14 protein-coding genes are annotated in these 20,097 nt (G+C 59.5%); 7 read left to right on the plus strand and 7 right to left on the minus strand.

Annotation, left to right across the window (positions count from 1 at the left end; genetic code table 11):
• The first annotated feature begins 25 nt into the window (after nucleotides 1-25).
• The 5 genes from AC0TN7_RS06930 to AC0TN7_RS06950 are packed head-to-tail and all read left to right on the plus strand — an operon-like array spanning nucleotide 26 to nucleotide 6,090.
• The gene (locus AC0TN7_RS06930; protein ID WP_417927933.1) at nucleotides 26-1,159 is read left to right on the plus strand and encodes an amidohydrolase/deacetylase family metallohydrolase; all 1,134 of its coding nucleotides are present in this window, start codon (nucleotides 26-28) and stop codon (nucleotides 1,157-1,159) included.
• Nucleotides 1,143-2,261 carry a DgaE family pyridoxal phosphate-dependent ammonia lyase gene (locus AC0TN7_RS06935; RefSeq protein ID WP_473701956.1) on the plus strand — a complete coding sequence of 373 codons (1,119 nt, stop codon included), beginning with the start codon at nucleotides 1,143-1,145 and terminating at the stop codon, nucleotides 2,259-2,261. The genes AC0TN7_RS06930 and AC0TN7_RS06935 overlap by 17 nt, the downstream gene beginning before the upstream one ends.
• Nucleotides 2,258-2,998 (plus strand): 2-dehydro-3-deoxy-phosphogluconate aldolase, encoded by a 741-nt coding sequence (gene dagF / locus AC0TN7_RS06940; protein ID WP_024907273.1) that lies wholly within the window; start codon nucleotides 2,258-2,260, stop codon nucleotides 2,996-2,998. Before AC0TN7_RS06935 ends, dagF begins: the two co-directional genes overlap by 4 nt.
• A 25-nt stretch (nucleotides 2,999-3,023) precedes the next feature.
• A complete protein-coding gene (locus AC0TN7_RS06945; RefSeq protein WP_248165848.1) occupies nucleotides 3,024-4,160 on the plus strand; it encodes a lactonase family protein in 1,137 nt (378 codons plus the stop codon).
• Nucleotides 4,161-4,179: 19 nt separating this feature from the next.
• Nucleotides 4,180-6,090, plus strand: coding sequence for a BglG family transcription antiterminator (locus AC0TN7_RS06950; RefSeq protein ID WP_417927932.1), 1,911 nt, complete (start codon nucleotides 4,180-4,182; stop codon nucleotides 6,088-6,090).
• A 32-nt stretch (nucleotides 6,091-6,122) separates the two neighbouring features.
• Here AC0TN7_RS06950 and nrdG read toward each other — a convergent pair whose 3' ends face one another.
• The 5 genes from nrdG to treR all read right to left on the minus strand — a co-directional run bounded on the left by nrdG (nucleotide 6,123) and on the right by treR (nucleotide 13,433).
• Nucleotides 6,123-6,587 carry an anaerobic ribonucleoside-triphosphate reductase-activating protein gene (gene nrdG / locus AC0TN7_RS06955; protein WP_417927931.1) on the minus strand — a complete coding sequence of 155 codons (465 nt, stop codon included), beginning with the start codon at nucleotides 6,585-6,587 and terminating at the stop codon, nucleotides 6,123-6,125.
• A 141-nt stretch (nucleotides 6,588-6,728) separates the two neighbouring features.
• Nucleotides 6,729-8,867: an anaerobic ribonucleoside-triphosphate reductase gene (nrdD, locus tag AC0TN7_RS06960; protein WP_248165854.1), complete on the minus strand. Its 2,139-nt coding sequence runs from the start codon at nucleotides 8,865-8,867 to the stop codon at nucleotides 6,729-6,731.
• A gap of 374 nt (nucleotides 8,868-9,241) precedes the next feature.
• Nucleotides 9,242-10,885, minus strand: coding sequence for an alpha,alpha-phosphotrehalase (treC, locus tag AC0TN7_RS06965; protein WP_473701957.1), 1,644 nt, complete (start codon nucleotides 10,883-10,885; stop codon nucleotides 9,242-9,244).
• Nucleotides 10,886-10,937: 52 nt separating this feature from the next.
• Nucleotides 10,938-12,356, minus strand: a complete 1,419-nt coding sequence (gene treB / locus AC0TN7_RS06970) for a PTS trehalose transporter subunit IIBC (RefSeq protein ID WP_024907267.1) — start codon at nucleotides 12,354-12,356, stop codon at nucleotides 10,938-10,940.
• A gap of 129 nt (nucleotides 12,357-12,485) precedes the next feature.
• Nucleotides 12,486-13,433 carry a trehalose operon repressor TreR gene (treR, locus tag AC0TN7_RS06975; RefSeq protein WP_024907266.1) on the minus strand — a complete coding sequence of 316 codons (948 nt, stop codon included), beginning with the start codon at nucleotides 13,431-13,433 and terminating at the stop codon, nucleotides 12,486-12,488.
• 391 nt (nucleotides 13,434-13,824) lie between these two features.
• Here treR and mgtA point away from each other — a divergent pair, with 391 nt between their 5' ends.
• Together mgtA and AC0TN7_RS06985 are read left to right on the plus strand one after the other, a co-directional pair.
• Entirely contained in the window at nucleotides 13,825-16,533 is a 2,709-nt protein-coding gene (gene mgtA, locus AC0TN7_RS06980; RefSeq protein WP_473701958.1) for a magnesium-translocating P-type ATPase, read from the plus strand.
• A 199-nt stretch (nucleotides 16,534-16,732) separates the two neighbouring features.
• On the plus strand, nucleotides 16,733-19,117 hold the full coding sequence (locus AC0TN7_RS06985; protein WP_473701959.1) for a beta-N-acetylhexosaminidase: 2,385 nt from the start codon (nucleotides 16,733-16,735) through the stop codon (nucleotides 19,115-19,117).
• A 51-nt stretch (nucleotides 19,118-19,168) separates the two neighbouring features.
• On the opposite strand, the gene ridA is transcribed toward AC0TN7_RS06985, so the two are convergent.
• Both ridA and pyrI read right to left on the minus strand, forming a co-directional pair.
• Nucleotides 19,169-19,555: a 2-iminobutanoate/2-iminopropanoate deaminase gene (ridA, locus tag AC0TN7_RS06990; protein ID WP_024907263.1), complete on the minus strand. Its 387-nt coding sequence runs from the start codon at nucleotides 19,553-19,555 to the stop codon at nucleotides 19,169-19,171.
• Nucleotides 19,556-19,628: 73 nt separating this feature from the next.
• Nucleotides 19,629-20,090: an aspartate carbamoyltransferase regulatory subunit gene (pyrI, locus tag AC0TN7_RS06995; protein WP_023310197.1), complete on the minus strand. Its 462-nt coding sequence runs from the start codon at nucleotides 20,088-20,090 to the stop codon at nucleotides 19,629-19,631.
• Nucleotides 20,091-20,097: the final 7 nt, after the last annotated feature.

Here is a 20,097-nt window from a genome sequence, read left to right on the forward strand (position 1 = left end):
GCGCCCGCCTTATCAGGAGATCCTCATGTTTGATTTACTCCTGCGCCGTGCGCGCTTTGCCGACGATACCCTGACCGATATCGCCATTCAGGACGGGAAGATCGCGGCGCTGGGCGACATTGACGCCCCCGCGCATAAAACGGTTGAACTGAACGGCGACGTGTTCGTCAGCGCAGGCTGGATTGACTCTCACGTTCACTGCTACCCGAACTCCCCAATTTACCACGACGAACCCGACAGCGTGGGCGTTGCCACCGGCGTCACCACCGTAGTGGACGCGGGCAGCACCGGCGCCGACGACGTGGACGATTTCTATGAGATCACCCGCAAGGCCTCCACCGAGGTTTTTGCCCTGCTGAACATCTCCCGCGTGGGGCTGATTGCCCAGAACGAGCTGGCCAATATGGCCAATGTTGATGCCGACGCGGTGAAGCAGGCGGTGAAGCGCCACCCTGATTTTATCGTCGGCCTGAAGGCGCGCATGAGCAGCAGCGTGGTCGGTGAAAACGGCATTACGCCGCTGGAGCGCGCCAAAGCCATTCAGAAAGAGAACGGTGACCTGCCGCTGATGGTGCACATCGGCAACAACCCGCCGAACCTCGACGAAATTGCCGAACTGCTGAGTTCCGGCGACATCATTACCCACTGCTACAACGGCAAGCCCAACCGCATTCTGACGCCCTCCGGCGAGCTGCGCGCCTCCATCACCTCCGCCCTGAAGCGCGGCGTGCGTCTGGACGTCGGCCACGGTACGGCGAGCTTCAGCTTTGAGGTGGCGAAACGCGCCATCGCGATGGGCATCCTGCCGCACACCATCAGCTCGGATATCTACTGCCGCAACCGCATCAACGGCCCGGTGGGCTCGCTGGCGAGCGTGATGTCGAAATTCCTCGCCATCGGCATGTCGCTGCCGCAGGTGATTGACTGCGTGACCGCGAACGCCGCCGACGGCCTGCGCCTGGCGCGCAAAGGCCGCATTCAGCCGGGTCTCGACGCCGACCTGACGCTGTTTACGCTTAAGCGCCAGCCGACGGTGCTGACGGATGCCGAAAACGACAGCCTGCAGGCTGAACACATTCTGGTGCCGCTTGCTGCGATCCGCGCGGGCAAGGGCTACATGACCGAACAAGGGAGCACGGAAAATGCCTTCGATTTATGAGAAGTACCGCTTAAAGCAGGTAATCAACACCTCTGGCCGCATGACGGCGCTGGGCGTCTCCACGCCGCGCCCGGAAGTGGTACAGGCGGCGATGGACGGTATGAATCACTATTTCGAGATGAAGGATCTGGTCAACAAAACCGGGGAATACATCGCGAAACTGCTGGACGTGGAAGGGGCGACGGTCGTCTCCTGCGCGTCGGCGGGCATTGCCCAGTCCGTGGCGGCAGTGTTGGTCAAAGACAGCGACTGGCTGCTGGAAAACCTGCACGTGACCCCGATTGAGAACAACGAAATCGTCCTGCCGAAAGGCCACAACGTGAACTTTGGCGCGCCGGTGGGCACCATGGTGGCGCTGGGCGGCGGTAAGCTGGTGGAGGCGGGCTACGCCAACGAATGCTCTGCCGATCAGCTGGCGGCGGCGATCACCCCGCGCACGGCGGCGATCCTCTATATCAAATCGCACCACTGCGTGCAGAAAAGCATGCTCAGCGTCGAGCAGGCGGCGGTGGTCGCGCGTAAGCACGATCTCCCGCTGATCGTCGATGCCGCGGCGGAAGAAGATCTGCACGTGTACTACCGCTCCGGCGCCGATCTGGTGATCTACAGCGGCGCGAAGGCGATTGAAGGGCCAACCAGCGGGCTGGTGATCGGCAAAACCCAGTACGTTGAGTGGGTAAAACGCCAGACGGCGGGCATTGGCCGCGCCATGAAGGTGGGTAAAGAGGGCATTCTTGGCCTGACCTGCGCCATCGAACATTACCTGACGGCGACCAAAGAGAGCGGTGCCGAGATGGTGGCGAAGATGACGCCGTTTATCGACGCGCTCAACACCCTGAACGGCGTCACCGCGCGCGTGGTCTGGGACAGCGCCGGTCGCGATATCGCCCGCACCGAGATTAAGTTCGACGAAGCCGCAACGGGCGTCGGCACGGGTGACCTGGTGGCGAAGCTCAAGCAGGGCGAATACGCCATTTACTTCCGTGGCTACAAGGCCAACGAAGGGATTATCGAGGCGGACGTGCGCAGCGTGAATGCTGAGCAGCTGAACATCGTGTACCGCCGCATTAGCGAAGTATTAGGACAGGAGAAAAAAGCATGAAACTGACCCCCAACTTTTACCGTGACCGCGTCTGTCTGAACGTGCTGGCAGGCTCCAAAGCCAACGCCAGCGCCATTTACGAGGCGGCGGAAGGTCACGTGCTGGTGGGCGTGCTCTCCAAAAATTACCCGGACGTGGCGAGTGCCGTCGCCGATATGCGCGAATACGCCGCCCTGATTGATAACGCGCTCTCCGTTGGCCTGGGCGCGGGCGACCCGAACCAGTCGGCAATGGTGAGTGAAATCTCCCGCCAGGTGCAGCCGCAGCATGTTAACCAGGTCTTTACCGGCGTGGCTACCAGCCGCGCGCTGCTGGGGCAGAATGAATCCGTGGTTAACGGTCTGGTCTCTCCGACTGGCACCGTCGGCATGGTCAAAATCTCCACCGGACCGCTGAGCAGCGCGGCGCCGGACGGCATCGTGCCGGTTGAAACCGCGATTGCCCTGCTGAAAGATTTCGGCGGCAGCTCCATCAAATACTTCCCGATGGGTGGCCTCAAGTGCCGTGACGAGTACAAGGCGGTGGCGGAAGCCTGCGCCCGTCACGACTTCTGGCTGGAGCCAACCGGAGGTATCGATCTGGAAAACTATGAGGAGATCCTGCAGATCGCCCTCGACGCGGGCGTGAGCAAAATCATCCCGCATATCTACAGCTCAATTATCGACAAAGCCAGCGGCGATACGCGTCCGGAAGATGTGCGTACCCTGCTGGCGATGACGAAGAAGCTGGTGAAGTAGAACTCACACATATACAGGAGCCACCATGCACACCCGTACCCTGCTTGTCGCTTCACTTTCTTTACTGACCACTGCCGCGATCGCCCAGACGCAATACGCCTGGGTGGGCACCTACAACCCCAACGGCGAAGGGCTGTACCGCTTTACCGTTGACCCGCAAACCGGCGCGCTGGCGAATAAAACGCTGGTGAGCAAACTGCCGAATGCGGCGCAGTTGACCCTTTCACAGGACGGCAAAACGCTGTATCTGGCAAGCGAAGTGGAGCAGGGCGTGGTGCAGGCGCTGCGCGTCGGCGATAACGGTGAGCTGAGCGAGCTCAATCAGGTGGCCTCCGGCGGCGCGGGGCCGGTTTACCTGTCGCTGACCCCGAACGGTCGCCATCTGCTGGTGGCCAACTACGTCAGCGGGTCGATTGCCGTTTTGCCGATCAAGGCAGACGGCAGCCTGGGTGAAGCCACGGACACACATCAGGACAAGGGCGAACCGGGCGCGGCGAAGCCCGAAGCCGCTGCGGAGGGCAGCTTTGCCATCAGCGATCATAATGGCCCCCACGCGCATATGATCGCCGCCGATCCAAGCGGAAAATACGTATTTTCCACCGATCTGGGGCTGGATCGCCTCTACCAGTACCGTTTTGACGATCGAACCGGGAAGCTGACGCCGAACGATCCACCGTTTATCAGCGCCTCCTCGAAAGGCGCCGGGCCGCGCCACTTTGTCTTTACGCCAAAAGGCGATGCCCTGTGGCTGATTAACGAAGAGGCGTCTACGCTCACCCATTATACCGTGAGCGCCAACGGCACCTTGAAAGAGGGCAAAACGCTTTCAGCCCTGCCGGAAGGCTACAAAGGCACCAGCTTTGCTGCCGGGCTGGCATTAAGCGCTGATGGCAAACAGCTGTATGTGGCTAACCGTTTGCATAACAGCATCGGGCACTTTACCGTAACAGCGGAGGGTACGCTGACGCATCAGGACGATGTGTGGACGCGTGGTGATTATCCCCGCACCCTGACGCTCGATAAACAGGGGCGCTGGCTGTACGTCATGAACCAGCGGAGCGACAACATTACCCGTTTCCGCGTCGGTCAGGACGGCAAGCTAAGCTTTGAGCCAGACTATACCCCGGTCGGCAGCCCATCCCAGATGGTCATTTCACCTTAAGCCGTAAGAGGACAAACCCGTGCGATTTCCGAACCAACGTTTAGCGCAACTTTTCGATCTGTTGCAAAACGAGACGCTGCCGCAGGACGAGCTGGCGCAGCGGCTGTCGGTCTCCACGCGAACCGTCCGTGCGGACATCACCGCCCTGAACGCGCTGCTGGCCAGCCACGGCGCGCAGTTCATCCTGAGCCGTGGCAACGGCTACCAGCTCAAAATTGAGGATGCCGGGCGCTATCAGCAGCTTCAGGCATCCCACCCGCGCGCGCTGCGTATCCCGCGGACCGGGCCGGAGCGCGTGCATTATCTGGTGGTGCGTTTTCTCACCTCGGCGTTTTCTCTTAAGCTGGAGGATCTGGCGGACGAGTGGTTCGTCAGCCGCGCCACGCTGCAAAGCGACATGGCGGAGGTGCGCGAGTGGTTTCATCGTTACAACCTGACGCTGGAAACCCGTCCGCGCCACGGCATGAAGCTGTTTGGCAGCGAGATGTCGACCCGCGCCTGCCTGACCGATCTGCTCTGGGAACTGGCACAGCAGGACAGCCTGAACCCGCTGGTGACCGACGTGGCGCTCAATGCGGGCGTGGCGGAGCAGATGGTGCCGGTGCTGCACGACGCCCTGACGCGTCACCACATTCGCCTGACCGATGAAGGCGAGCTGTTCCTGCGCCTGTACTGCGCGGTGTCGGTACGTCGCATCAGCGAAGGTTACCCGCTGCCGGAATTCCATGCCGAAGACGTGGAAGAGAACGTGCGCGAGGCGGCGAAGGATATCGCGGTGACCATCCAGCAGCTGGCGGGCAAAACGCTTTCGCCGTCGGAGGAGAGCTGGCTGTGCGTGCACATTGCGGCGCGGCAGATCCAGGAGATCGCGCCCAGCGCGATTAATGCCGATGACGATGAAGCGCTGGTCAACTACATCCTGCGCTACATCAACACTCACTATAACTACAACCTGCTTAGCGACGCGCAGCTGCACGCGGATCTGCTGACGCATATTAAAACCATGATTACCCGCGTGCGGTATCAAATCATGATCCCCAATCCGCTGCTGGATAACATCAAGCAGCACTACCCGATGGCGTGGGACATGACCCTCGCGGCGGTGTCGAGCTGGGGCAAATACACGCCGTATGTGATCAGCGAAAACGAGATTGGTTTCCTGGTGCTGCATATTGGCGTCGGGCTGGAGCGTCACTACAACATTGGCTACCAGCGTCAGCCGCGCGTGCTGCTGGTATGCGACGCCGGTAACGCGATGGTGCGCATGATTGAGGCGGTGCTGCAGCGTAAATACCCGCAGATTGAGGTGACGCGCACGCTCACCCTGCGCGAGTACGAGCTGGCGGAAACGATTGGCGAAGACTTTGTGATCGCCACCGCCCGCGTCAGCGAAAAGTCAAAACCGGTGGTGATGATCGCCCCGTTCCCGACCGACTATCAGTTAGAACAGATTGGCAAACTGGTGCTGGTGGACCGCACCCGCCCGTGGATGCTGGATAAATACTTCGACGCGGCCCACTTCCGCATTATCGACAAGCCGATCGATCAGCAGACGCTGTTCCGCGAGCTGTGTGAACAGCTTGAGGCCGAGGGCTTTGTTGGCGCGGAGTTTCTGGATTCGGTTGTTGAGCGTGAAGCTATCGTCAGCACCATGCTCGGCGACGGCATCGCGCTGCCGCACTCCCTCGGCCTGCTGGCGCAGAAAACGGTGGTCTACACCGTGCTGGCTCCGCACGGCGTGCAGTGGGGCGACGAAACCGCGCACGTCATCTTCCTGCTTGCCATCAGCAAAAGCGAATACGAAGAGGCGATGGCGATTTACGATATCTTCGTCACCTTCCTGCGCGAGCGGGCGATGTCACGTCTCTGTAGCTGCGAGGATTTTGCCGGGTTTAAGGCGGTGGCGATGGAGAGTTTGAGTCGTTTTTGAGATAAGGGCGGATGGATAACATCCGCCTTTGATCAACGCAAATGATGCACAACCTGGTTGCTGCTGCCGCGCCAGATAAGCGCCGGGTCTTTTAAATCCTGCATGAACTTGCCGTCGACCAGCACGTTAATCAGATCCACGACTTCCATTTGCTGCGCGTTCAGCTCATCCAGCCTGTAGCCTGTCCAGACCCAGATATCTTTTCCCGAGCACTCGCGGCGAATGCGCTTCACCAGCTTCAAAATATCCGGCACGTTTTGCGGATGCAGCGGATCGCCGCCGGAGAGCGAAATTCCCTGGCGGTGAATGCGCGTGTCGTTCAGGTCGCTGATGATTTTATCTTCCATCTCTGCGGTGAACGGCTTGCCGGAATTCAGGCGCCAGGTGCTTTTGTTGTAGCAGCCGGGGCATTCGTGGACGCAGCCAGAGACGAACAGGGTGCAGCGGGTGCCGGGGCCGTTGACGATGTCGACGGGGTAGTACTGGTGATAGTTCATAGCGTTAACCTGATACCCTCACCCCGGCCCTCTCCCACAGGGAGAGGGAGAAAACCGGAGTCAGGATTAGCAATGTGCTCGATCGGTTCCCTCTCCCTTGAGGGAGAGGGGTAGGGTGAGGGGGAGTACCCTGCGCAGAACTTACCCGATCTGCCCATTCCCCAAATGCTTCACGCGACGCTTCACCTCTTCCTGCTTGCCCGCGTTAAACGGACGCGCGTCCGGGCTGCCGAGGTAGCCGCACACGCGACGGGTTACGGAGACGCGGGCCGCATCGTGGTTGCCGCATTTCGGGCAGGTAAAGCCTTTACTCGTACACTCGAACTCACCGGTAAAGCCGCACTCGTAGCACTCGTCGATAGGCGTGTTGGTCCCGTAATACGGCACGTGCTGATAGCTGTAATCCCACACGTCCTCCAGCGCCTTCAGGTTGTGCTGAATGTTCGGGTACTCGCCGTAGCAGATGAAGCCGCCGCTGGCGATCGGCGGATAGGCAGCTTCGAAGTCGATCTTGTCGTACGGATTCACCTTCTTCTCCACGTCGAGGTGGAAGCTGTTGGTGTAGTACCCTTTGTCGGTCACGCCTTCCACAATCCCGAATTCGGCGGTGTCCAGACGGCAGAAGCGGTCGCACAGGTTTTCGCTCGGCGTGCTGTAGAGGCTAAATCCGTAGCCGGTTTCCTCTTTCCACTGGTCAACCGCGTCGCGCAGGCGCTGAACGATGGCGATGCCTTTTTCGCGCAGGGCCTCACTGTCGTACATGTGCGTGTCGCCAAACAGCGCGTTGATGGTTTCGTGGATGCCGATATAGCCCAGCGAAATCGACGCGCGACCGTTTTTGAAGATCTCAGACACGTCATCGTCCGCCTTCAGGCGCACGCCGCAGGCTCCTTCCATATAGAGGATCGGCGCGACGCGGGCTTTGACTCCTTCCAGACGGGCGATACGGGTCATCAGCGCCTTACGCGCCAGCTGCAGACGTTCATCCAGCAGTGTCCAGAATTCAGCTTCATTGCCTTTCGCCTCCAGCGCGATGCGGGGCAGATTGAGGCTGATGACGCCCAGGTTGTTGCGCCCGTCGTGGATCTGCTCGCCGTTTTCATCTTCGTACACGCCGAGGAAGCTGCGGCAGCCCATAGGCGTTTTAAACGAACCGGTCACTTTGACGACCTGATCGTAGTTCAGGATGTCCGGGTACATGCGCTTGCTCGCGCACTCCAGCGCCAGCTGTTTGATATCGTAGTTTGGATCGCCAAACTTGTGGTTCAGGCCGTCGCGAATCGCGAACACCAGTTTCGGGAACACCGCAGTTTTTCGGTTTTTGCCAAGGCCGGAAATACGGTTGCGCAGGATGGACTGCTGGATCAGGCGTGATTCCCAGCTGGTGCCCAGGCCAAAGCCGAAGGTCACAAACGGCGTCTGGCCGTTGGCGGTGTGTAGCGTGTTTACCTCATATTCCAGCGACTGGAACGCGTCGTAGCACTCTTTTTCGGTGCGGGAGTGCGCGTAGCCGTCAGCGTCCGGAATGTGCCACTCGTCAGCCGTTTTACGGTGCTTGTTGAAGCTTGCCGTGACGAACGGAGCCAGCACTTCATCAATACGGTTAATGGTGGTGCCGCCGTAAATATGGCTGGCGACCTGGGCGATAATCTGAGCCGTGACCGCGGTGGCCGTGGAAATTGACTTAGGCGGTTCAATCTCGGCGTTACCCATTTTAAAACCGTGAGTCAGCATGCCTTTCAGGTCGATCAGCATGCAGTTGAACATCGGGAAGAAAGGCGAATAGTCGAGATCGTGGTAGTGAATTTCGCCGCGCTCGTGCGCAGACACCACGTCGCGCGGCAGCAGATGCTGGCGGGCATAGTGTTTGGCGACGATACCGGCCAGCAGGTCGCGCTGGGTGGGGATCACTTTACTGTCTTTGTTGGCATTTTCATTGAGCAGGGCGGAGTTGGTCTGCTCGACCAGGCCACGGATCTCCTGGTTCAGACGACCGCGCTTCTCGCGCTGCACGTCGCGATCGTGGCGGTACTCAATATAGGCGCGCGCCAGCTGCTTGTAAGGTCCTGCCATCAGCTGGTTCTCAACCGCGGTCTGGATTTCGTTGATATCGACCTGACTGCGTTCATTCATCTGGCTGCTAACGACTTCTGCGACGGTGGCGCAGTAATCTGCGTCATCGACTCCCGCTGCTTTAGCTGCACGCAGAATGGCTTCCTGGATGCGCTCTGATTTAAACGGCACTTTACAGCCATCACGTTTCATCACATGCGGTGTCATGATCACTCCATTTTTGAAAACAGGTTATCCACAGAGGTGGAGAAGTATTCACCGGACGCATTTCCCGCCAGGCCAAAGACTTCCCGCGTTCCCGGCTCGTGTTATCCACAATTCCGGCCAGCGTAAGCGCCGTCTTGTTGTTGGAATAGTAGACGATAAATACAAGATGTTGGGTTGGCGTGCATTTTAAGTGCTACATATAGTGATTTGCATCAAACATGTTTGCGATTTATTTGATTCAGAACAAAGTAAAAAGACGAGAGTACAAACGACGGGCGCTTCAGAGATTGTAAAGGTGGAAGAGAAAAATCTGATTAATTATTCAACAAAAACAGTAAAGTAAGCCGGGTGCAGGGCGGCACCCGGCGAGAAGGTTACTGCTGCAGCCACCAGACGGCTTCAAACGGACGCAGCGACGTCGTTTGCGGTGTCGGGTAGTTACTCATCACTACCTGCAACTTACCGCTGAGAAGGTCTGTCTGCCATTCCTGAGGCGTATTGCTCAGGTTTGCCGCAACAATCAGGGTCTGTCCCTGCCACTGGCGACGGTAGCACCACAGAGAAGGGTGTTCCGGCAGGAGATCTTCATAATCTCCCCACGTCAGCACCGGCAGGGTTTTGCGCAGGCTAATCAGCGACTGATAGGTAAAGAAGACGGAATCCGCATCGTCCAGCGCCGCGCGGGCGTTCACGGTTTCGTAGTTATCGCAGACGCCAATCCACGGTTCGACCTCGCTAAAGCCCGCATTGTGCGACGCGTCCCACTGCATTGGGGTTCGCCCGTTATCCCGGGACTTACTCGCCAGAATCGCCAGTAATTCATCCGGATCGCGGCCGTTGGCGCGCAGTTCGGCGAACATGTTCAGGCTTTCCACGTCGCGGTAATCGGTGATGCGGCTGAAGTGCGGGTTCGTCATCCCCAGCTCTTCACCCTGGTAAATATACGGCGTGCCCTGCATGCCGTGCAGCACCATGCCGAGCATTTTCGCGGCGTAAACCCGGTATTCTCCTTCGTCACCGAAGCGCGACACGATGCGCGGCTGGTCGTGGTTACACCAGAACAGCGCGTTCCAGGCTTTGTTATGCATCCCCTGCTGCCAGTGGCGGAAGAGGGTTTTCAGCGCCACGAAGTCCGGCTTGGCCTTCGTCCACTTTTCGCCGCCGGGATAGTCCACCTTCAGGTGGTGGAAGTTAAAGGTCATCGACAGCTCGCGGCCATCGAGAGAAGCATACTGCTGGCAGTTCTCCAGCGAAGTTGAGGACATCTCGCCTACCGTCATCAGGTTGCGCGGGGTGAAGACGTCGCGGCTCATCTCCTGCAGATATTCATGGATGCGCGGCCCGTCAGTGTAGAAGCGGCGACCGTCACCCGTCTCGTCATTCGGGAAATCCTGATCTTTCGAAATCAGGTTAATCACGTCGAGGCGCAAGCCGTCGACGCCGCGGTCGGCCCAGAACGCGCACACCTTTTTCAGCTCGGCGCGCACCGCCGGATTTTCCCAGTTGAGGTCCGCCTGCTCCGGCGCGAACAGGTGCAGGTAATACTGCTCGCTCTCTGCGTGCCAGCGCCAGGCGTTGCCGCCAAACTTGGAGCGCCAGTTGTTGGGCAACTGCTCAGGCGTGCCGTCGCGCCAGATGTAGAACTGGCGGTACGGGCTCGCTTTGTTCAGCGATTCCCGGAACCAGGGGTGCTGGGTTGAGGTGTGGTTGAACACCATATCCAGCACGATGCGAATGCCGCGCTGATGCGCCTCGGCGACCAGCTCGTCAAAATCATCCAGCGTGCCGTACGCCGGGTCGATGGCGGTGTAATTCGCCACGTCGTAGCCGTTATCCACCTGCGGGGAGATATAAAACGGCGTCAGCCAGATGGCGTCGATGCCGAGGGTTTTCAGGTAGTCCAGACGCTGCGTCACGCCGCGTAAATCGCCGGTGCCGCTGCCGGTGGTGTCCTGGAAACTCTTGGGGTAAATCTGGTAGATAACGCCGTTTTGCCACCAGTGAGGAAGGGTATTCATAGTGTGTTCCTGCAAATGCGAAGGGGCGCAACTGCGCCCCGAAAGAGAGAGATTAAACAATCTGCAGCGAGCCCTGACGGAACTTACGCTGGTAAACCACGGTAGTCAGCGCCATTGGGACGACGATCGCGATGGCCATTGCCAGGGCGAACACCTGCCAGTAAGCGGGCTGGATGGAGAGGATGCCCGGCAGGCCGCCGACGCCAATCCCGTTTGCCATTACGCCGTTCAGTCCGCACACCAGGCCCGCCAGACCGGAACCGATCATCGCGCAGAGCATCGGGAAGCGGTATTTCAGGTTGATACCGTACATCGCCGGTTCGGTGACGCCGAGGTAGGCGGAGATGGCCGCCGGAACGGAGATCTCGCGTTCGTTGTGCTTGCGGCTGACGATGATGATGCCGGTCACCGCGGACGCCTGAGCAATGTTAGAGAGGGCGATAATCGGCCAGACCGGCGTTCCGCCGAGGCTCTGGATCATCTGCATATCAATGGCCAGCGTGGTCTGGTGCACGCCGGTGATCACCAGCGGAGCGTACAGGAAGCCAAACAGCGCGGCGCCAATCGGGGCGAAGCTGCCGGTCATCAGGTGGCGCACCGCGAAGGCTACGCCGTCGCCAATCATGCGGCCAAACGGACCGATAAAGGCGTGCGCCAGGAAGACCGCCAGAATCAGCGAGCAGACCGGCACCACCACCAGATAGAGGTAATCCGGCACGATGCGCTTCAGTCGGGTTTCAATAAAGCCCAGCGCCAGGCCCGCCAGCAGGGCCGGAATGACCTGCGCCTGATAGCCCACTTTGGCGATGGTAAACAGGCCGAAGTTCCACACCTCAGGCACCTGCTGACCAAGTAAGTAAGCGTTCATTAACTGCGGAGAGACCAGCGTGACGCCCAGTACGATACCGAGGATCGGCGTACCGCCCATCTTGCGCACGGCGGACCAGCAGATCCCGACCGGCAGATAGAAGAAGATCGCCTCGCCAATCAGCCACAGGAAGTCGTACACGGTTTTCAGCGCCGGATACATCTGCGCCAGGGTTTTGCCGTCGCTCATCGGCACGTCGCCGATGACGTTACGGAAGCCTAAGATCAAGCCTCCGCTGATCAGCGCCGGCAGGAGCGGGAAGAAGATCTCCGCAAAGTGGGAAATCAGCTGCTCGTGCCACTTCATGTTCTGGCGCGCGGCCTTCTTCGCCTGCTCTTTATCGGCGGAGGAGTGCCCGGTCGTTGCCAGCAGAGCCTGATAGTAATCGCCCACTTCGGTACCAATCACGACCTGGAACTGACCGGCGTTAGTGAAGCAGCCTTTAACCATGGAGAGTTCTTCAATGGCCTTCGGGTTGGCTTTGGCCGGATCGTTCAGCACGAAGCGCAGGCGGGTAATGCAATGGCTGACGGTAGCGATGTTTTCGCGGCCGCCGACCAGGACGATCAGCCGATCGATATCTGCTTGTTTGACTTTACTCATCATGAAACCTCATGACAGATGGTGAGGGGGTGTAATGACCTGAGCGCAAGCCTACTCCTTCAGCGTGACGGCGAAAATGGGAACGTTCCCGAAATCAGGCGAAGATCACAATAATCTGTTTTAGGAGGGTTACGAAAGGTGAGCGGGAATGACGATCTGACGCGGCTCAGCGCGCCCGTTGATCTGCTCGATCAGCTGCGTGGCGGCCTGTCTGCCGGACTCGGCGTAGCCCGGATCGACGGTGATGATCTCCGGGTGCAGGAACTTCATCAGCGGCGTGCTGCCGACGCTCGCCACCTGCAGGTTATCGATACGCTGCTCCTGAAGATATTTACTCGCGCCCAGCGCCAGCGTATCCGTGGCGCACACCAGCGCGGTAGTTTGCGGCGTCAGGACGCTGGCGACCTGCTCGTAGCCCTGCTTCATCCCCAGCCCCGGCAGGGAGGCCACGGCGGAGAGGTTGTGCTTTTTGCAAAAGGCCAGATAGGCCTCATGGCGGCGCTTGCCGGTGGTGACGTCCGCGTGCGGTACGCCGAGGAAGCTGATGTGGCGATGGCCTTCGTCAAACAGGCGCTGCATCAGGGTGATAATCGCGCCCTCGTCGTCATAACAGACGGAGGCGAAACCGTGGGCATCGCGCGCCAGCAGCACCAGCGACGGCTGCCAGGGTTTTAGCATCTCGTCTTTGATGCCGGTAAAGCCGAACAGCACCACGCCGTCAATGTTGCGCCGCTGGAGCATACCCAGATGTTCTTCCACCAGCTGTGGCGAGAACTGGCTCTCCATCATGATCGGGTCATATCCCTGCTCATAGAAGGCGGGCAGCATGGTCTGTACGGCAAGGTTTTCAGACAGAGAATCCAGGCGCGAGACAATGATGGCGACCACTTTGTCACTCTGTCCGCGCATGGCGCGCGCGGAGCGGGAAGGGGAAAAACCGTGCTGATTCATGACCGCCTCAACGCGCTCGCGGGTGCGTTCGCTGACGCCGCTTTCGTTGTTCAGCACGCGTGAGACGGTTGATTTCCCCACGCCGCTTAAACGCGCGATGTCTTTAATCGTAAGGCGGTTCTGCATGCTGTATTCCCTGTAACAACGACAAAATGGTCAATTGAGCCTAATGCTATAGCGCGATTTCGCTATGGGCAAAGTCTGGTTTACGTTCGGTTTATTTGCAGGGGGGTATAATACCGCCCGAATCGTCACAAAGGGTACGCTTAAATCCTTATACTGCGCGGCGACACCCTACTTTTTACTTACCGGAGGCTTCATGGATCCCGATCCCACACCTCTCCTGAACGGGAGAATGCGTTCTTTCCGGTAAGCCAGCCTGTTGCTGACTCACCGGTGATGTGAGGCAGCAACGTCCCAAACGTTCCTGCTTGAAAAATTGAGTGCCTCTCAGGTACGGCTTTGCCACGCCTGAAGGAAAAGCTGCGTCCGCGTTTGCGGATGTGGAGGAATGACTATGTTTAAAAATATCACCCGGCAGCTGCAGGCCCTGCTGAGCCGCCACCTGCCACACCGTCTTGTTCAGCGCGACCCGCTGCCCAATGCCAAAAACATGGCGGGGGCGGCGATCCCCGCGTCCCTGACCGAACGCTGCCTGAACGTGGCGGCGATGGATGAAAACGAAGTCTGGCGCGCCTTTGGCGGGCACCCGGAAGGGCTGAACGCGGCAGAAGTGGAAAAAATCCGTGCCGTGCATGGCGATAACCTCATTCCGGCGCAAAAGCCGTCTCCGTGGTGGGTGCATCTGTGGCTCTGCTACCGCAACCCGTTTAACCTGCTGCTGACCGTGCTCGGCCTCATCTCCTATGCGACGGAAGATCTGTTTGCCGCAGGGGTGATTGCCCTGATGGTGGGCATCTCCACGCTGCTGAACTTTATTCAGGAGGCCCGCTCCACCAAAGCGGCGGACGCCCTGAAGGCAATGGTCAGCAACACCGCGACCGTCTCGCGCGTGATCAACGATCTCGGCGAAAACGCCTGGGTGGAATTGCCTATCGACCAGCTGGTGCCAGGGGATCTGGTGAAGCTGGCCGCGGGGGACATGATCCCGGCGGATTTACGCATCATCCAGGCACGCGATCTGTTTGTGGCGCAGGCTTCCCTGACCGGCGAATCCCTGCCCGTTGAAAAGGTGGCGCGCAGCCGCGACCCGCAGCAGATGAACCCGCTCGAATGCGACACCCTGTGCTTTATGGGCACCACGGTCGTCAGCGGCACCGCGCAGGCGATAGTTACCGCCACCGGGGGCAACACCTGGTTTGGTCAGCTTGCCGGGCGCGTCAGCGAGCAGGAGAGCGAGCCGAATGCTTTCCAGAAGGGAATTGGCCGCGTCAGCATGCTGCTGATCCGCTTTATGATGGTGATGACGCCGATCGTGCTGCTGATCAACGGCTACACCAAAGGCGACTGGTGGGAAGCGGCGCTGTTTGCGCTCTCCGTGGCCGTCGGCTTAACGCCGGAAATGCTGCCGATGATTGTCACCTCTACGCTGGCGCGCGGGGCGGTGAAGCTCTCTAAACAGAAGGTGATCGTCAAACACCTCGACGCCATTCAAAACTTTGGCGCGATGGACATTCTCTGCACCGATAAAACCGGCACCCTGACGCAGGACAAAATCGTGCTGGAGAACCACACTGATATATCCGGCAAAACCAGCGAGCGCGTGCTGCACAGCGCGTGGCTGAACAGCCATTATCAGACCGGGCTGAAAAACCTGCTCGACGTCGCGGTGCTGGAAGGGGTAGATGAAGAGTCAGCCCGCACGCTCTCCGGCCGCTGGCAGAAGGTGGATGAGATCCCGTTCGACTTCGAGCGCCGCCGTATGTCGGTGGTGGTGAGCGAGCAGACGGATGTGCATCAGCTGATCTGCAAAGGGGCGCTGCAGGAGATCCTCAACGTGTCCACACAGGTGCGCTATAACGGCGACATCGTGCCGCTGGACGACACCATGCTGCGCCGCATCAAGCGCGTCACCGACAACCTGAACCGTCAGGGGCTGCGCGTGGTGGCGGTGGCGAGCAAGTTTCTGCCGGCGCGCGAGGGGGACTATCAGCGTATCGACGAATCCGATCTGATCCTCGAAGGTTACATCGCCTTCCTCGATCCGCCGAAAGAGACCACCGCACCGGCGCTGAAGGCGCTGAAGGCGAGCGGCATTACCGTCAAAATTCTCACCGGAGACAGCGAGCTGGTGGCGGCGAAAGTGTGCCACGAGGTGGGGCTGGACGCGGGTGACGTGGTAGTGGGGAGCGATATTGAACATCTCTCTGATGACGAGCTGGCGAATCTTGCCCAGCGTACCACGCTGTTTGCCCGCCTGACGCCGATGCACAAAGAGCGCATCGTCACCCTGCTCAAGCGCGAAGGGCACGTGGTGGGCTTCATGGGCGACGGCATCAACGACGCGCCCGCCCTGCGTGCGGCGGATATCGGTATCTCCGTAGACGGGGCGGTTGATATTGCCCGCGAAGCGGCGGATATCATTCTGCTGGAAAAAAGCCTGATGGTGCTGGAGGAGGGCGTCATCGAAGGGCGCCGTACCTTTGCCAATATGCTCAAGTACATCAAGATGACCGCCAGCTCCAACTTCGGTAACGTCTTCAGCGTGCTGGTGGCGAGCGCGTTTCTGCCGTTCCTGCCGATGCTGCCGCTGCACCTGCTGATCCAGAACCTGATGTACGATGTCTCTCAGGTGGCTATCCCGTTTGATAATGTGGACGACGAGCAGATCCAGAAGCCGCAGCACTGGAACCCGGCAGATCTCGGGCGCTTTATGCTGTTCTTTGGCCCGATCAGCTCTATCTTCGACATTCTGACCTTCTGCCTGATGTGGTTTGTGTTCCACGCCAACACCCCGGAACACCAGACGCTGTTCCAGTCCGGCTGGTTCGTGGTAGGGCTGCTGTCGCAGACGCTGATTGTGCATATGATCCGCACGCGCCGCATTCCGTTCATCCAGAGCCGTGCCGCATGGCCGCTGATTGTGATGACGGGGATTGTGATGGCGCTAGGCATCGCGCTGCCGTTCTCGCCGCTGGCGAGCTATCTGCAGCTGCAGGCGCTGCCGCTGAGCTACTTCCCGTGGCTGGTGGCGATCCTCGCGGGCTATATGGTGCTGACGCAGATGGTGAAAGGGTTCTATGCGCGTCGGTATGGGTGGCAGTAACGGCAAGCCCGGTGGCGCTGCGCTTACCGGGCCTACGATCCGAACGTAGGCCGGGTAAGGCGAAGCCGCCACCCGGCAATAGCTTTCCTCCCAAATTCAACAACCTGTGATCTCCGTCGGCGCATTCGCTTGACGACAAATTGAGCGCATGTTAACAGAATGTTTTGCCTTTATTTGGCCCGTCAGATAAGGAACATTCATGTTACGGTACAGTCTCTTAACCGCCGGGCTGATGCTCGGCGCCTCTGCCTTTGCCGCCCCGGCAGGGGATCTCCCCTTAATGCCCTGGCCTGCGAAGGTCGAACGCCCGACGACCCAGGGCGCGCTGGTGCTCAGCAACAACGTATCCATTAGCGTCAGCGGCGACGATCTGGGCGACGCCGTCAACCGCCTGCGCCAGCGCATCGCCCTGCAAACCGGCTGGACGCTGCAGCCTCAGGCTGAAAAGCCAGACAAACCGACTATTCGCATCGCGATTGCCAAAAAGGTGAAGCCGCAGCCGCTGCCGGACAGCGATGAAAGCTATAGGCTCACGGTGGACGCCAACGGCGTGACTATCTCCGCCAATACCCGCTTCGGCGCGCTACGCGCCATGGAAACCCTGCTCCAGCTGATGCAGAACGGGGCGGAAAATACCTCTCTGCCGTGGGTGACCATTGAAGATTCGCCGCGCTTCCCGTGGCGCGGGCTGCTGCTGGACTCGGCGCGTCACTTTATCCCGCTGCCGGATATCAAACGCCAGATCGACGGCATGGCTGCGGCGAAGCTCAACGTGCTGCACTGGCACCTGACCGACGATCAGGGCTGGCGCTTCAGCTCGAAGCGCTACCCTAAGCTGACGCAGCTTGCCAGCGACGGGCTGTTCTACACGCCTGAACAGATGCGCGAGGTGGTGCGTTACGCCGCCGAGCGCGGCATTCGTGTGGTGCCGGAGATCGACATGCCAGGCCACGCCTCGGCGATTGCCGTGGCCTATCCGGAGCTGATGAGCGCGCCGGGACCGTACGCAATGGAACGCCACTGGGGCGTGCTGAAGCCGGTGCTGGATCCGACAAAAGACGCAACCTATACCTTTGCCGACGCGATGGTCAGCGAACTGGCGGCGATCTTCCCCGATCCGTATCTGCACATCGGCGGCGACGAGGTGGACGACAGCCAGTGGAAAGCGAACCCGGCTATCCAGCAGTTTATGCGCGACAACAGGCTGGCGGACAGTCACGCGCTGCAGGCTTACTTCAACCGCAAGCTGGAAACGATCCTTGAGAAGCATCACCGCCAGATGGTCGGCTGGGACGAGATCTACCATCCTGACTTACCGAAAAGCATTCTGATCCAGTCCTGGCAGGGGCAGGACGCGCTGGGGCAGGTGGCGCAGAACGGCTACAAGGGCATTCTGTCGACCGGCTTTTATCTCGACCAGCCCCAGTCCACCGCCTATCACTACCGCAACGAGATCGTCCCGCAGGGGTTAAACGGCGTAGACGTGATAGCCGACACCGACAGCGCCCAGAGCTGGGCCTTCTCCATGCCGCGCCTGAAGGGCAAGCCGGTGGAGGGGAGCTTCACCCTTGTGAAAGGGGATGGCGGCTGGCGCGGGTTTATTGATTTTGCCGGGAAATCGCGCCGCGCGGTGCAGAACATCGAGTGGCGCGATGACAGCCAGGTCACGTTTACCGTCGATACGTGGATGGGCGAAACGCGCCCGGTCGTCACCGTCGATAACGACAAACTCTCCGGCTATTTCCTGGTCGGGAATACGCGCTACCCGATTAGCGGCACACGTCTGGACGACGTGCCGAAAGGCGTTCCGCCCGTCGTGCCGGACGTGGCGAACCAGGCCAACCTGCTCGGCGGCGAAGCGGCGCTGTGGGCGGAAAACGTGGTGGCGCCAGTGCTGGATATCCGCCTGTGGCCGCGTACGTTTGCGGTGGCAGAGCGGCTGTGGTCGGCGCAGGACGTCAACGATGTCGACAACATGTACACCCGCCTGCAGGCGATGGACAGCTGGTCGACGGTGTCGGTCGGGCTACAGCAGCATACCCAGCAGCAGGTGCAGTTCACGCGCCTCGCCGGTAATGCCGACACCCTGCCGCTGCAGATCCTCGCGCAGGCGGTAGAGCCCGCGCAGTATTACACCCGTCAGCACCTGAAGTTCCAGGCCGGAAACTATCATCAGTTCGAGCCCCTCAACCGCTTCGCCGATGCGCTAAACGCCGAAAGCGCCACCGTGCGCCAGATGCACAAATGGGCGGACCGTCTGGTGAGCGATGCGGAAGACACGGAAAGCGCCGACGCCCTGCGCCACGTCTTTAACCGCTGGCAGAGCAACACCAGCGACGCGCTGGCCTTAAGCGAAAACAGCTATCAGCTGAAGGCGATGAAGCCGGTGATCCAGGAGGTGGATAAGCTGGCCTCGATTGGCCTGCGGCTGACGGATCTGGTGGCGCGCCAGGGCACGCTGGATGACAAAGAGATTGCGTCGATTCAGAGCGAGCTGGATAACGCGGCGAAGGTGCAGGACGAAGTGGTTATTGCGGCGGTCTATCCGCTGGAGACGCTGCTTCACGCCACGCGGAATCAGTAGCGGGCCATAAAAAAAGGCAGCCCCAGGCTGCCTTATCATCGACAAAGCGAATTAGCGACGTACGGCAATCGCTTCGATTTCAATTTTCACGTCTTTTGGCAGACGCGCCACTTCCACGCAGGAGCGCGCCGGGAAGGTGGCGTTGTGCTCGGTGAAGAAGGCTTCGTAGGTGGCGTTAACGGTCGCGAAGTCGTTCAGATCTTTCACGAAAACGGTGGTTTTGACGATGTCGCCCACTTTCAGGCCCGCAGATTCAACGATAGCCTGCACGTTTTCCAGCGACTGACGCGCCTGTGCTGCCACGTCGGTCGGCACTTCACCGGTTTTTGGGTTTACGGGGATCTGACCTGAAGTGATGATCATGCTGCCCAGATCAACGCCCTGAACGTAAGGGCCGATAGCGGCTGGTGCATTTTCCGTCGCGAGTACTTTGCTCATGTTTTCTCCAGAATTACAGCGTTAAGAATGTTCCCGGCCATTATAACAGCCGGGATTTCATTACCAACCTCAATTAGTTGGCCAGCACCACATAATGAGAAAACTCTTTTTCGCAGTATTTGCATTTGAGCGCGATGTCATCGGCGCGTTTTTTCACTGCAAAGCTGGAGGAAACCGGCTCAGCATGACTGATGCAGTTGCTGTTCGGGCAGACCAGCACGCTTTCAATGCGATCCGGCAGGCTCGGGCGGGATTTACCGACCACTTCATACTCGTCGATGCGGTTGACGGTGGCGTCCGGCGCGTACAGCGACAGCTGGTTAACCTGCTCGTCGGTCAGGAAGGTATTCTCGATTTTAATCAGGTCCTTGCGGCCCATTTCACCTGACGGCAGGTTCAGGCCGATGGTGATGCGCTGGTCGGTTTCGGTCAGTTTGAACAGCGTCAGCAGCTTAAAGCCCACCTGCGCAGGGATGTGGTCAATCACGGTGCCACGCTTGATGGCTTCAACCTGGAGTTTGTTATCGTGTGTCATGGTCGTT

The sequence above is a fragment of the Enterobacter sp. PL_is511 genome (assembly GCF_055816065.1).